Source organism: Candidatus Nomurabacteria bacterium (genome assembly GCA_020632075.1).
Taxonomy (GTDB): domain Bacteria; phylum Patescibacteriota; class Minisyncoccia; order Phycocordibacterales; family UBA918; genus OLB19.
In genome coordinates, this window is sequence record JACKGH010000001.1 from 501,964 (window position 1) to 516,681 (window position 14,718).

Below are 14,718 nucleotides of genomic sequence, written 5' to 3' on the forward strand. Positions count from 1 at the left end.
GATAGCACGAAGTGGCCGACTCCATTGCAGTCTGCTACTTATCCAAAAAACAAAGGCCGCGCCCACATTCGTGGGCGCGGCCTTTTGTTTTTACTTATGAAACAGCCTTCACTGCTTTCATGATAGCCATCTTCACGGCTTCTTGTTCAGAGGTGTATGTACCATCGAGTGCACTCGTAAGTGCAGAGATCGCATTTTTGAGCTGCCCATCAGACAACCGAGTAGTTTCTCGCGTAAGCATGTCTGAAACCTTTTCAGAACCACCCTTACGATTGCGATAGACCGCATCAAGGTCGGCAGAAGCGTCAGCTAGTGCAAACATTGGTCGCTTTCCGATCATCTCGTACGCAGCAACGATGTTGCCAGTCACGATCGCTTCAGCAAGTGAACCGGTACCTTCAGGTACTGTCGCTGGAATGAACGGCTCCTGACTTGAAGACACTTGACCGACCTGACACACGTCACACAGATTACGCATGCGTGCTTCGTTGATAACGATCCAGCCGTCTTCAAGCGGGTACGTTTTCTTTGCTTCTGCGATCACTGTATCAAGCGCTTCGTTACGCTCAACTTCACCTGTGGTCGTGCCTACAAAGTGACGCACCGCATCACTTGAAAGTAATGCCTTTTGGGCGTGCGCACGGTTCTCAAGATCAGTTACTACTGCATCGTCCACCTGATGTGGATTTACCGCAGGAACTTCGACCTCGTTTTCTTTGTGGTTTTCATAACCGATCGCTGGCGTACCAGTTGGCAAATTACTCGGAGTTGCAAAGTCAGCTGGCGCTGGAGTAGTGGTCACCGACTTCACAAAGAGGTCAGGCTTCACTCCTTCCGCCTTCTGCATTGCCGCCACACCATCGAAAGATGGTGATGGTGTGGCCTTAGTAAAATTTACCGGCGAATCAGTTACGGTTCGCTTTCGGATCACCAAAAGGTAGGTAATGAAGAATGCCCATGCCACAAGCAATCCATAGAAGAGGAAAGTCATGATCGGACCAGCTTCAAAACCGGTGTATGGCACCTGTGAGAGTGAGATACCAGCAACGAGTGGCTGCTGATCGCGAGTCTGTAGCACAACTACATCATCATCGATCGCAACAGCAACAGTACACTCATCTTCACGTGAACCTCGCTCAGCAAGCAATGTGAACTTCGTGTCACGAGTTGGACGCAAGGTAAGCTCACCATCGTAGTAATCCTCCTTGTCACTTGCAAGGTAATCATCAGTCGTGAAGAGGATCTCACCACGATCGTCCTTGATCGTTACCTCAGTTGCGCGTGAAGTGTCCCACGTAAGAGTCACTTCATCGCCACGTGAGATACGAGTGTCTGAAATATCGAGTTCACAACGTGGTGATGAGCTTCCGCCACCGCCACCGCCGCTTGATACATCAATAGTAAGTGGACAGGTAATGGTCTTATCACCCTGCGTAGCAGTAAGAGTGTACGTAGTGTCATCAGATGGAGTTACTGACTGGCTTCCAGAAAGTGAAGTCGCATTGATGTTACTGATCGATACCGTATCAACGTTGGTTGTACTCCAGTTAAGTGTACTTTCGCTACCACGCGTGATCGAGTAGTCATCCGCAGTGAAGGTAACGTTATCAGCACACGTGAATACCGGCTCTGGATCTGCTACCGCAACTGGCGCCACACAACTCACCTGATCATTGTTCCCGTCGATCGCAGTGAGAGTGAACGTGGTTGATTCAGTTACGTTAAGTGACTGTGAACCAGTAAGTCCGACAGTTCCTATCGTTGGTGTGATCGATACTGTATTTGCGCCAGTTACTTCCCAGTTAAGTGATACTGGACCACCGCCATATGGAAGCTGGTTTGGTGTTGCAGTGAAGAATTCACATACTGGCACCGGATCTTCTGAGACAGTTACTGGTGCCGTACAGTTCACAGTCTGATCGTTCTCACCTTTGACCGTGAGGATGTAGGTAGTGTTAGTTGTTGGAGAAACAGTATGTGTACCATCTACAGCAACAATACCGATCCCATTATCAAGACTGACCTCAGTCGCGTTGGTGGTTTCCCAAGTCAAAGTTGTGCTGTCTCCAACGGTAATACCTGATGGATTAGCCACGAACAGATCACAGCTTGGGAGCTTAGGCACTTCAACAGTTACCGGTACCTGACATTCTGTCACCTGGTCCTTCTGACCGATCACGGTCAGAGTGTATGTGATAGTAGCAAGCGGTGTCACGCTGATCGAACCATCTGCAGAAACTGCACCGATACCGTTGTTGATAAACACCTGATCAGCGTTTGAACTCTCCCACGTAAGGGTTGCGCTTTCACCTAGCAATATGGTGCTTGGAGTTGCAGTGAACAGATCACAGCTTGGCACTGGTACGATCGACACGTCAACCGGTACTGAACAAGTAACCGACTGACCAGTCGCTCCGTATACAGTAAGTGTGTACGTTGTATCTACTGTAGGCGATACAACGATCGAACCATCTGCAGAAACTGCACCGATACCGTTGTTCATAACAACATCAGTTGCGTTTGAAGTATTCCAGGTCAAGGTTGCGCTGTCGCCGACCATGATCGCAGTTGGATTAGCAGAGAAGTAATCACAACTTGGAGCTGGTGGCTGTGTGACAGTCACCGGTACTGAACAAGTAACCGACTGACCAGCAAGACCTGCAACCGTCATGACGTAGGTCGTGTTGGTTGTTGGTGACACTGACACCGAACCGTCTGCAGCAACAACACCAACACCGTTGTTGATGGTTACTGATTCTGCGTTGGTTGTTTCCCATGTCAGAGTCACTGTGCCACCGGTAGTGATCGTAGACGGAGTAGCAGTGAACATATCACAGCTCGGTGCCGGGATAGTAGTTACGGTCACTGGCACAGAACAGGTCACTGTTTGTCCAGTGCCATATGCTGTGAGTACGTATGTAGTATTGACTGTCGGTGACACAACGCGCGTACCGTCTACAGACACTGCACCGATACCGTTGTTAATACTTACTGCAGTTGCGTTGGTTGTTTCCCAACTCAAAAGTGTCGTCTCACCAACAGTGATCACTGCTGGTGTCGCGGTGAATGAATCGCAACGTGGGACTGGAGTATAACAGTCGGTATCAATGAGAGTTCGAACAGTTTGGCTGTACTCCCAGGTCTGGAAGTTATTGAGTTCCTTGGCTGATGCCTTAGCTTGGTTGGTCACTTCAAAATCACCACACTGTGCAGGAGTCTTTACGGTACCTCCCCACGTGATAGTTCCTACTTCACCTGGTTCGAGTACGTGTCCATTAAAACGAAGAGTTCGGTCGCTGGCGGTGTAGACAGGACTAGTGCCGTATCCAGCACTGAGATTCGATGACACTTGATACCAAGCGTAGTTCAGATCAGTGTCGACCACATCGACGATCTTCACTCCTCCACCAGTACAGTCAGCATCACCAACGTTCTTCACGGTGATAGTGTAGATGAGCTCGTCACCAGGTAGACCGACGGTCTTATTGACTGATTTCTGAACATCAAGCTCACAGTACTTTGGAGTTTCTGGGGGCAGACAGGTGACTTGTACTTGCTGCACACACGACGATCCGCCGTTTGACAAAGCTTGCAAGGTAAAGATGGTACTTTCCTGAAGGTTATTGATCACCATCGAGCCTGAATCCGCTGAGACAGTATTGCCGTTGATCGTAATGGTGTCGAAACCACTCGTTGACCAATTGAGGGTAAAGCTCTCACCAGTAGTTACAAGTGTTTTGCTAGCATCAAGTACACACTCGATAAAATCACTACTGTAAGCACCACCTGAAGTGTCCGTCGTGTAATTGAGATCAAAATCTCCACCAAGGTCCAAATTCGAACCTAGATCGAGATTTGTATCAAGATTTAGACCTGAGTTCAGGTCGAGATTTGTATCTAAATTGGTCCCAGGGCTAAAATCGATCCCTGAGTCGAGCTGCGTGAGCGCGATCGCAGTACTTGCTGGAGGCAAGACCGTGGTCACCACAAACGCAAAGACCACCATCACACTTGCGATGGTCTTGAATTTCTTGTTCATAACATTACGCTTAGTTTGATTCATAACATCTATACTCCTGTCTACACCTGTGCGACACAAGAGTAATGAAGGTTACGAAACAGCGCCTACAATAAGGCTATCTAAGAACGTTGAGCGACTAGCTCACGGAGAACAAATGATGGAAAATCATAGTTCAAAAAGCACCTTTTGTCAAGGAATCTAGAGTGCTTGTACGTCAACGAGCTTGGCCTCTACGATGTAGCGATCGTCAACACTTCCAAAGCTGTTACAAGTGGCCAACGTCAGCGTTTTACTGGTGCCTGCAATTGGCACTGTCACATCCTGGGCTCGAGCTCGATACACTTTTTCAACTCGATACTCATACATACCATCTTCAGAATAGAGCTTGATCTTATCGCCCCACTCTAGATTCTGAATACCATTGAAAGCCTGGAAGTTTTTATTGAAGACTTGCGGCAAATAACTCGAGTGACCCAAGATGAAGACGGTCCCTTCCTGCGCCAACGTTGCAGAATCAGGATGCCGAACGACACCCTCGAGCAAAGACGCGTCAAGATCAGCGATCGTACGTGAGGTCGGATTAAGCACTGTCACGTCTTTCTCAAGACGATCGATCACCAATCGCATTGGCAACACACCTTCAACTGAGATTGACTCAGACGACACTGCTGGAGCCACTTCAGGCTCATCTATTTCTTCTACCACTTCCTCGACTTCTGCTTCTGCTGTTTCTTCAGCCTGCGCACGCGGCGTAACCGAAACCACCTCAGTAGCTTCTTCTGTTTCCATTGTGGTTTCGGCCGGCGGCTCAGGAATAAAGTCGACCGCCACCAACAAAATGTACGTGAGCGTGAACACCAAAAAGAACGTGCCAAGAAACACGGACTTCTTTGCCCAGATTTGATCAAACAGTGCGTTCATTTAGAATAGCTGAATTTAGTGTATAAACTATAGCATTATATTAAGATATGTCAATATATTTGCTGGCTCTTTGTTGTACTTCGCCACAGTACGAAAATAATGATAGATTGTATATTGACAAGTCATATACCTTGTGGTAGCTTTCGCGCATTATGAACAATGTGTCAGAAAAACAAAAGGACTCAGTCCTCAAGACGCTCGCGATCGTAGGTTTTATTGGTGTAATTATTTTGATCGCGTGGTTGTCTGTAAAATTTGTAGCCGTCGCACCAGGAGCGTTTTCATCACTCGCTTCCCTTGCCGGTACACTCAACGAACGAGAATCAGCGATCCAGGAGACTGGAGCAAAGCAAACATTTACAGTAACCAGTGACGCAACCCTTGTTGCAGCTGGTACTTCGGTGGGGCTTTCTTGGGAAGACACCGAAACACCCGGATCATATGCATTCTTTTACGATTGTGTTGAAGGGGTAGCGATCGACCTCGTTAATGAAGACGGCGTACAAAGTATTAGCTGTGGCACAAACTATAATCTTGGCAAAACCACTTCTCTTTTGCTTACGATCGATTCAGAAAAGAATCGATACACTGATGTTGACTACACTGTCTCGTTCCTTGGCACGAACGACACCACTCCACGGGCAAGCGGAACTTCATCACTGACTGTCGTGAATAGTAATATCAGCTCTTACGTACCAACAACTGTTGCAACTATCGATACGGAACTGCCGGCACAAGACCAGGTAGTCGTGGCGACTCCGGAACCTGAGATTGAAGCACCTATCGTTGAAACTCAACCAACACCAAGCGTACCAACAACCCCAACCTACGAACAAGAGTACGTATACACCATTCCGACTTCTGACCCGAATGGTCGCACTGATCTTGGTACACGCTTCATCGCAGCTGGATCGATCGTCGGAAATACTTTCTTCTCCGAAGCAATTAAGCGCGGTGACGATGGCGCAATCCAGTTCGCTGTAAAGAACTACGGTACCAAAACCTCAGCTAAGTGGACTTTCTCAGTCACACTTCCAGGTGGTGGCACCTACAACTCAGCTGAGCAACAGCCACTGAAGCCAAATGAAGAAGCAACACTGACCATCGGTTTCCCTGAAGCATTCGGCTCTAGTCACACCTTTGTTGTTACTATCGACGAATCAACTGACCGGAACACCATCAACGACCGATTCGCACAACCTGTCACATTCATAAACTAACTACAGTAAAAACGGCCGGCCCCTTTGGGGCCGGCCGTTTTATCTCCTCGTGCTTTTGCTAAATATCCAAGTTCGCCATCTTCGCATTACTCTGGATGAATGACTTTCGACTCGTTACGTCAGTACCCATGAGAATATCGAAGATCTTGTCTGCCTGCTGTGCATCTTCGATATCAACGCGCTTGAGAATTCGGTTATCAATGTTCATCGTGGTCTCCGCGAGTTCTTCAGCATTCATCTCACCAAGACCCTTGTAGCGCTGAATGCGAGCCTTGCCTTTTTTAGCAGTTGTCTCCACCTCAGCTTCCTCTCCTTCTTCTACCTCCTCCTCAACTGTATCCATGTCTACATCCTCGCCCATTCCCTTGAGAATTTCGAACTTCTCTTCATCGGTGAAAGCATAGTGTGTCTCCTTCCCTTTCTGGATCTTATACAGTGGTGGTTGCGCAATGTAGATATACCCCTCATCGATCAGTGTGCGGAAATACCGGAAGAACAGTGTGAGCAAGAGCGTACGAATGTGCGCTCCATCAACGTCAGCGTCAGTCGCAATGATGATCTTGTGATAGCGAAGCTTGTTTACATCAAACACATCACCAATTGCAGTACCAAGCGCGATCACGAGATTCTTGATCTGCTCTGAAGCAAGCATCTTGTCGATACGTGCTCGTTCCACGTTGAGGATCTTACCGCGTAGCGGCAACACTGCCTGCGTCTTGCGGTCGCGTCCCATCTTGGCACTACCACCAGCAGAGTCTCCCTCCACAATGAAGAGTTCTGAGTCTTCGGCCTTTTTACTCTGACAATCAGCCAACTTTCCTGGGAGCGACATCCCCTCAAGCGCACCCTTTCGAAGCACCGAGTCCTTTGCTGCTTTTGCTGCTTTGCGTGCCTTTACCGCAAGGATCACCTTATTGATGATCGCTTTAGCGTCATCTGGGTTTTCTTCAAGGAAGGTGCCAAACGCATCTGCAAATACCTGCTCAGTCGCACCACGTGCTTCTACCGAACCAAGCTTCGCTTTGGTCTGTCCTTCAAACTGAATTTCCGGCATCTTCACCGATATCACTGCAGTGATACCTTCAAGAACGTCATCTCCAGTAAAACCAGCGTCCTTGTCTTTTGCTGAGAAAAAGTTTCCTTTCTTGGCGTAGTTGTTGAGCGTACGAGTGAGTGCAGTCTTAAAACCAGTCACATGCGTACCTTGTTCTGGGTTGTAGATGTTGTTTGCAAACGCAGTGATGCGCGGTGAAATATCATCAACATACTGGAGCGCCACTTCTACCGCCAGCACTTCCTTACTTACGTCAGTCTTTTCAACATAGAAAATATTCTTGTTGATCGGCTTTTGGTAGTGATTGTTGAATGCTACAAGTGACTTAAGTCCTCCTTCGAAGTAGAAATGTTCGTGTGGTACCGGCAAATGTTCGTCAGACAAATAGATAGTATCTTGAAGCGACTTCGGATCGAGCTTTGCACCACTCTCACGAGCATCTACCACTGACATCTTCATACCTTTCACCAAGTACGCCTGCTGACGAAGGTGTGACACTACCTTTTTCCAATCAAACTTGATCTCCGGGAAGATCGTCGGGTCAGCTTGGAAGATCACGATCGTACCATTGTGTTTAGTGCTACCGAGTTTCTTTACTTTCGCTTTCGCCACACCAATGTTGTACTCCTGCATGTAGTGACCACCCTCTTTGTGAACATCCACACGTGTATGAGTAGACAGCGCGTTCACCACCGACACACCCACGCCATGAAGACCACCAGAAACTTTGTAGCCTGATTCATCACCACCAAACTTACCACCAGCGTGAAGTGTACACATGATCGTCTCGAGTGCAGATACTTTCGTCTGCTTGTGAATATCGACTGGAATACCACGACCGTTGTCCACCACGCGGATGTAGTTGTCCGGGAGGAGCGCCACTTCTACTCGATCAGCAAAGCCACCCATCGCCTCATCGCGAGAGTTGTCAAAGATCTCCCAGATCATGTGATGAAGACCTTCCGGACCAGTCGTACCGATGTACATACCCGGGCGCTTTCGCACTGGCTCAAGTCCTTCAAGAACAGAGATGGATGAGGCATCATAGCCTTTTTCTTTCTTCGCTGGTTTTTTGGCAGCCATAATGTGTGTCTGTAGTACTAAATAAAACGGTTAAATTGGCCGTAATTATATCATTTTCACCACCTAAAATCCCTTCCCTTTAGAGCGGTTTGTTGAGTAATTTTGTATTGATATTTTAATAATATATGTTATTTATTATAGAAACTGTACTTATGTAAATTGAATGGGAGTAGACCAATGCACGGCGCCGCCTCTATATTCTTGCTGCTTGCTGCCATGTTTGTGGAACTGCTGGCACACACCGTTATGTCAACATCTCGATATGCGGACCTCTGGACCATTGTCGGTATCCTATTCGCTTTTTTCAGTGTCCTGACTGGAATTGCAGCATACCTACGGTCAAATCTGGAGAGATCCAGACGCCAACTAGACTTTGAACAAAGACTGTATCGCCTACGAGAAGCGGGTATACGGATGCACGAAGAATGCAAAAACAAGAAGTGATCAATCACAAAAGACCGGCTCTAGGCCGGTCTTTCTTATCTAATATAGTTATCTCACTTCCCATCCCTTCTCTGCTGCCACCTTGTACACCACATCCATGTATCCATTCACCTCTTCGTCGGTGAGGGTTTTTTCGGTTGACTGGAAAACGAGACGAAAGGCGTAACTCGTGCGGCCGTCTTTTTCGAAAGTGTCGAAGAGATCAGAGCGGACCAAGAGTGGGCCGGCGGCGGCAGTGAGCTCGGCTTCGACCATTTCGTGTTGGTCGCCGCCGGCCACCCACAACGCGATATCGCGTGACATCGCCGGGTACGGCGACACTCGCTTATACTGTGCATCAGGCTTTTTTACAAACTCGTCATACGCATCTGGCGTCGTAAGCTTCTCAAGTACAGCACTGAGGTCGAGCTCAGCTACCCCTTTTTCAATATCCCACTCCAGCTCATTGCCGAGCACGGTCGACACTACTGCCATGCCTTCCTCCAACACCTTATCGTCATTTGGACTGTAACCATTCCCCTTCGTACGCACACCAAGGGTTAAGGCCACATGCTCCCCCACTCCCGTTTCTGTCTTATCAAACACCGTACCGATCTCAAACACGCGCACCGCGTCGACACCGAGCAAGTCACAGTGCGTATGATTCGCATCAAGCACCGCCGTGATGTTTTTCTTCAGTGTATTGCGGACATAACTCTTATCGCTCGCCAGCGCATTCTGCAGCTGGATCTTCGCTTTCTTGAGAAACGATGAAGTGATCACTTCTGAGTACCCAGACTCAGTCAGTCGCATGCGAAGCACATCACTAAAGTACTGCTTCTGATTCACTTCTGCGAGCGGTACTGCCTCTGGCACTATCGACTCCACTTTGGTGAGTCCATGAATCCGTCCGACTTCTTCGATGTAATCAGCCTCAATCGCAAGATCAGTCCGCTCCCACGGTGCGGTCGCCACGAGCACCCCAGCTTCCTTTTCTTCTACCGCAGCCCCTGTGCGCGCAATGATATTCTTCACCTCGTCTGCCGAAAGTGTAAGTCCAAGCAATGCATTCACCTTCTCTACCCGCACCTCAGTCGAGACCGGTTCGTACTTTTCAAGATACTCATCCACCACCCCCTCACAAGCACCACCGGCAATATCAGTAATAAGCTTGATGATCTCAGCCTGCGCGTACATTGGCAGCTCGCGTGCTGGCTCATTTTCAAAACGCTTTGAGGCATCTGTGAGGATGCCGAGACGGCGGGCGGTTTTGCGGATAGTCGTTGGGTTGAAGTGTGCTGCTTCCAGGATAATATTCTTCGAGTCCGCGGTCAGTTCCGCAAACCGCCCGCCTTTGATACCAGCGAGCCCCACCGGTGTATCAGTCGATCCGTCAACGATCAAAAGTTCGTCTCCACGCAACTCGACGATACGATCCTCAGATGATCCACTTTCGCCTAAAAGACTCACCGACTCACCTTCTTTGGCGAAGCGCACATCAAACTGCCACTCGCCGTCTTGCTTCGGGAACTTATCCGCATCATACGCGTGCATTGGCTGCCCAAGCGCAAACATCACGTAGTTAGTTGCGTCCACAATGTTATTGATAGAGCGTTGGCCAAGCGCCTCAAGACGCTGCACCAGCCACTTGGGCGACGCCTTCACCTTGATACCGGTCATCAGCGCAAGCGAAAAGCGTGGACACGCAGCGCTGTCAGCAATATTGATCTTGATCTTATCGGTCGAGACAAGTTCTGACTTCTCTGCCAGCGGATCGTGTGCGAGCGATACATCAAGTAGCGTCGCAAGCTCACGCGCAATACCCCGATGCGAAAGACAATCGCTCGAACGATTGGGCAACACGTCGACATCGATCACCGTTTCGCCTGCTCGCTCCTCGACTCCCTCAATCTCAAACGCATGGAAGGTCAACAAATCTTCTACCTGCTTAGGGTCAGGCAATGCATCACCAAGATAATCTTTGAGCCAACTGTGTACTACTTCCATACTTTAGAATTGATTAACGAACCGAAGGTCTCCCGTATAAAAATCACGAACGTCCTCGACTCCATACTTCATCACGCCGAGTCGATCGATACCCATACCAAACGCAAAACCTGAGTAGACGTCTGGATCAATCCCGCTGGCACGAAGCACATTCGGATGCACCATCCCTGCCCCCATCACTTCGATCCATTTGCCACAGAGCTTGCCTTCACCTTCGATCTTCATATCAACCTCAAAGCCTGGTTCCACAAACGGAAAGAAGCTCGGACGAAACCGCACTTCGGTCTTACCGCTAAAGAGCTTTGAGAAAAAATGTTCAAGCGTGCCTTTGAGATGTCCGAGATGCACACCCTTGTCGACATAAAGTCCTTCCAGCTGATAAAACTGCGCTTCGTGCGTCGCGTCGGTGGTTTCGTTGCGGAATACCTTGCCCGGCACAATGATGCGGATCGGCGGCTCATGACTTTCCATGTAGCGCGCCTGCACTGGACTGGTGTGGGTACGAAGCACCGTCGGTTCAGATACGTCCTTAGCCTTAAACCAAAACGTATCCTGCATATCGCGTGACGGGTGGTCCTTCGGGACATTGAGCTGGTCAAAGTTGTAGTGCTCGGTCTCAGCCTCCGGACCTTCCGCAAACACAAACCCGATCTCCGCAAAGATCGCATTGATCTCTGTGATCATTTGAGTAATCGGGTGTTGGTGTCCGGGTTTTGGTTTCATAGATGGAAACTAATTAGAAATATGTCGCAATCCTAAGCCGCGCAAAATTTGAGTAGAAAATATTGCAGACGACTGAGTCATACTTGAGTATGACGAAGAAGGATAAAATATTTTATGCCAAATTTTGCGCGGCGTCGATGCGAAATGATTTGTAAAAGATAACTTCATATCAGATTTCTTATTAGTTTCCCAAGTGTAGCACGCGTTTAAATTGGTTCAATTTCAGTGACAACGGCAAAATACTGATCATTATCACGAATGTAGATCTCGTCGTTTTCTACCACCACCTGGAAGTCGGTTCCTGGGTAAAGCAACTGCGAGTTTTGCCAAGCGCGATCATCGATCTCGGTTACATAGAGACCGTCCTCAAGTTGCAGCAAGACCAGATCTGAACGACGAGGGAAGAAATCATAAAAGTACACATCCTGTCGCTGGCGATCAAGTTTGATCTCCGGTCGACAGAGTCGATTAGCATCTAGCACAAGCGGTGTGGTTGTCGACTCTGACAGCAGCTCAATCTGATCTGCCACGTGTTCTCCATACCGCACAGCAATTGAAGTCGTCGATGAGTCGCTTACACAAAAGTACGGTGGAATCGTGCCACCTGACTGCTGCCAGACCGCATAAAGCTCTTCGTCTCGTTCAACCAATCGGATGTTGCCGCGTTCGATCGGCAATTCTGGGGTAGTCGTCGCGTCGCCCAAAAGAGGCGCAGTGGTCGTCGCAAACCGGAAACGTTCTACGCCATCAAGCAATCGCGCAAACACCGATTGTGAAGAGGTCGAGGTGGTACTGAACAAGCTTTCAACATAGATAAACTCTTCATTCAGATCATACTGTGACTTAAATGTCGTCGTTGCCACAAGCACCGGCACCGTCGAACTTGCTCGTTCAAAAATAGATTCTGTCGACCGTGTACCGAAATACACCGGCACTCCACCACCAGCAACATACTCAGTGATCGGCCGCAGCTGTGGCCGAACCGGCATGTTGAACGCAGCGGCCTCGATTACAATATGCGCGTCTACCGGCAACACCTTCACCCACGTCTGCAAATCTGGCCGCTGCACCACCACTCGATGATTGCCCGCTTCAATATTCTGAATGTAGTACGCCGACCGGAAAAAGCGTGGCTGCTCAACCAATTCTTCATCAAGATACACATCGACATCAAGCACGTCGGTGGTGACATACATACCACCAACCGTTACGATTGTTGTTTCTTCATTATCAAAACTGAGACGATATCCAGTAGTGTAGAAAATAAGCACCGGCAGCGTAAACAAGAACACCAAAACCAACACAAAGAATAATCCTTGTCGACGTTTATATGAAAGTTCTCCGATCTGTGGCTCTTGCATACTTAATTTTTTTGTCGCTTAGGAGTCACCCAGAAGCCCATATACTTCCCAAATAGTAACCGAGTCTGTGAATCGAGTCCTGGGATGGCACTAAAAACCACCATGGTGATTGGCACCATGATCCATTGTACTGCCATTACGACATAGCGGAACCGGCTGTGGTGCGCAGGGCGTGGCGGCGTGAGTGACAATGAGATGATCGAAGATAACACCAAACCACCCATCGCCAAGATAAGCAGGTTGCGGACCATGATCGGCAGCTCAAAAGAGAGTAGTGTCTGATGAAAATCCGGGGGGCCGAGATAGATCGGTGCCCAGCCCAAAATGAAAAGCACAAGTGGATAGGTAGCAAGCGACCAGTACCCCTCCCCTTGCAGTAAGCCAATTGCCCAGCGCTTCTTCAGCGGAATGTCTTTATTCTTCACAAAGTGATACACGATGTAGCACCAGTTCTCGACACCGTACGTCCAACGTCGATGTTGCTTGTAGATATTTTTGATCGTACCGCGAAGCGTCGGCGCTACCGTTGCATCCATAGCGATCGGGTATGACAATGACACCACTTCAAAATCACCGTTGTTCGCGACAAGTAAATTCCAATAAATACGCGAATCTTCACTCACCACGTTCGCTTGGCCATAGCCGATCTCATAGAGTGCTTGGAAGCTCACTGAGTGCGACGAGAATGTCGCCGCTTTCTCCGGACGTTCCTGCATGATCATCTGCCAGAAGGTACTCGACATCGCCATTACGCGTGAGAGCGCTGGCGCATCCCAGAGATTGTTCGTGAAAAGCGGCACTGGCTGGAACGCGCTCTTGTACGGATTCTCAACGGTCATGAAATGCCAAATAAGACAATTGAAATAATCTGGATAGATCACTGTGTCGACGTCGAAGATTGATGTGATGACGTTTTTGTACGGAATCTGGTGCTTGTCGATGATCTGCTCACGCACCTGATGCAGGGCATGATGTGTATTCGAACCCTTTCCGGCCAACTCCCCTGGCAGGTCTGCCGGGTGGACCGTCACCATAAAGTGACCAAACTTGCCGGCATACTTTCGCTCCATCTCGCGCGCAAGGTTTTCGGCATCTTTGCCGGCGCGGCCTTCGGCCGCGAGCACGACGATCATTTTCTTTGGATCGTATTTGGCTTCAAGTAGACCTTTCAGCGCCCCTTCAAGCACCTCCTTCGGCTCTTCATAAAATGGGAAGATCACGAGGTGATAAAAATGGTCATAACAAAAACGACCAACGAGCTGCTCCCAATCGAGTTCCATATGATGCTTCAGCCGCTTCCAATTATGTCGCACATGGTACGACAAGAAGATGGTCTTTAAGAGCCAAAAGACGGCGAAAGCGATAATGAAGTATGCCGCAAAGAATGATGCATAAATTGACGCGAGTACGAGACCGATCAAAAAACCCCACGACGCGATACCTGGTACGATCTCAAGGAATCGATAAAAACGCCGGTCTTTGCCGGTTAGTTCTGAGGCGCGAGCGACTTTGAAGTCGGCCCTGCGCGCATATGGAAGCAAATGCGACTGGTCTACCTCCGCCATACGTATCCGCGAGTATATACCCATTTGGGCTTAAAATAAAGGCTTCTGGCGCAACCTTTTCTCGAAAAATAAAACGAACAATTGCACTAGCATTACTTAAAAATATCTGGTAGGATGCATGTCACCAAAAAGCCACCTTTGCTCAGTTGGTAGAGTTGAAATAGTCTGGGAGATTATTTCAAAGTTTTGTCACAAAACCGTTGCTCTGACCTCTGAAACATTGCGGGCAGTTGGGCACAAAATTAAATACGCCACCTTAGCTCAGTTGGTAGAGCAACGGTTTTGTAAACCGTGGGTCGTCAGTTCGAGTCTGACAGGTGGCTCAGAGTACATAAAAGAA

Annotated in this window: 8 protein-coding genes and 1 tRNA gene; 2 read left to right on the top strand and 7 right to left on the bottom strand. The window is 48.7% G+C overall.

What is annotated here, in order from left to right; genetic code table 11:
• Nucleotides 1–94: 94 nt before the first annotated feature.
• Both H6786_02490 and H6786_02495 read right to left on the bottom strand, forming a co-directional pair.
• Nucleotides 95–4,063, bottom strand: a complete 3,969-nt coding sequence (locus tag H6786_02490; protein ID MCB9816243.1) for a DUF11 domain-containing protein — start codon at nt 4,061–4,063, stop codon at nt 95–97.
• 156 nt (nt 4,064–4,219) lie between these two features.
• Nucleotides 4,220–4,942 carry a sortase gene (locus H6786_02495; GenBank protein ID MCB9816244.1) on the bottom strand — a complete coding sequence of 241 codons (723 nt, stop codon included), beginning with the start codon at nt 4,940–4,942 and terminating at the stop codon, nt 4,220–4,222.
• 152 nt (nt 4,943–5,094) lie between these two features.
• Between H6786_02495 and H6786_02500 the strand changes: the two genes are divergently transcribed.
• Complete coding sequence (locus H6786_02500; GenBank protein MCB9816245.1) at nt 5,095–6,162, top strand: hypothetical protein; 1,068 nt, start codon at nt 5,095–5,097, stop codon at nt 6,160–6,162.
• Nucleotides 6,163–6,220: 58 nt separating this feature from the next.
• Here H6786_02500 and H6786_02505 read toward each other — a convergent pair whose 3' ends face one another.
• From H6786_02505 to H6786_02525, 5 genes are all read right to left on the bottom strand, one after another.
• Nucleotides 6,221–8,299, bottom strand: a complete 2,079-nt coding sequence (locus tag H6786_02505) for a type IIA DNA topoisomerase subunit B (protein MCB9816246.1) — start codon at nt 8,297–8,299, stop codon at nt 6,221–6,223.
• 492 nt (nt 8,300–8,791) lie between these two features.
• On the bottom strand, nt 8,792–10,729 hold the full coding sequence (locus tag H6786_02510) for a phenylalanine--tRNA ligase subunit beta (GenBank protein ID MCB9816247.1): 1,938 nt from the start codon (nt 10,727–10,729) through the stop codon (nt 8,792–8,794).
• 3 nt (nt 10,730–10,732) lie between these two features.
• Nucleotides 10,733–11,452 (bottom strand): phenylalanine--tRNA ligase subunit alpha, encoded by a 720-nt coding sequence (pheS, locus tag H6786_02515; protein MCB9816248.1) that lies wholly within the window; start codon nt 11,450–11,452, stop codon nt 10,733–10,735.
• Nucleotides 11,453–11,658: 206 nt separating this feature from the next.
• The gene (locus H6786_02520) at nt 11,659–12,813 is read right to left on the bottom strand and encodes a hypothetical protein (GenBank protein MCB9816249.1); all 1,155 of its coding nucleotides are present in this window, start codon (nt 12,811–12,813) and stop codon (nt 11,659–11,661) included.
• A gap of 2 nt (nt 12,814–12,815) precedes the next feature.
• Nucleotides 12,816–14,378 (bottom strand): glycosyltransferase family 2 protein, encoded by a 1,563-nt coding sequence (locus H6786_02525; protein ID MCB9816250.1) that lies wholly within the window; start codon nt 14,376–14,378, stop codon nt 12,816–12,818.
• Nucleotides 14,379–14,628: 250 nt separating this feature from the next.
• Here H6786_02525 and H6786_02530 point away from each other — a divergent pair.
• Nucleotides 14,629–14,701: transfer RNA gene (locus H6786_02530), tRNA-Thr, on the top strand.
• Nucleotides 14,702–14,718: the final 17 nt, after the last annotated feature.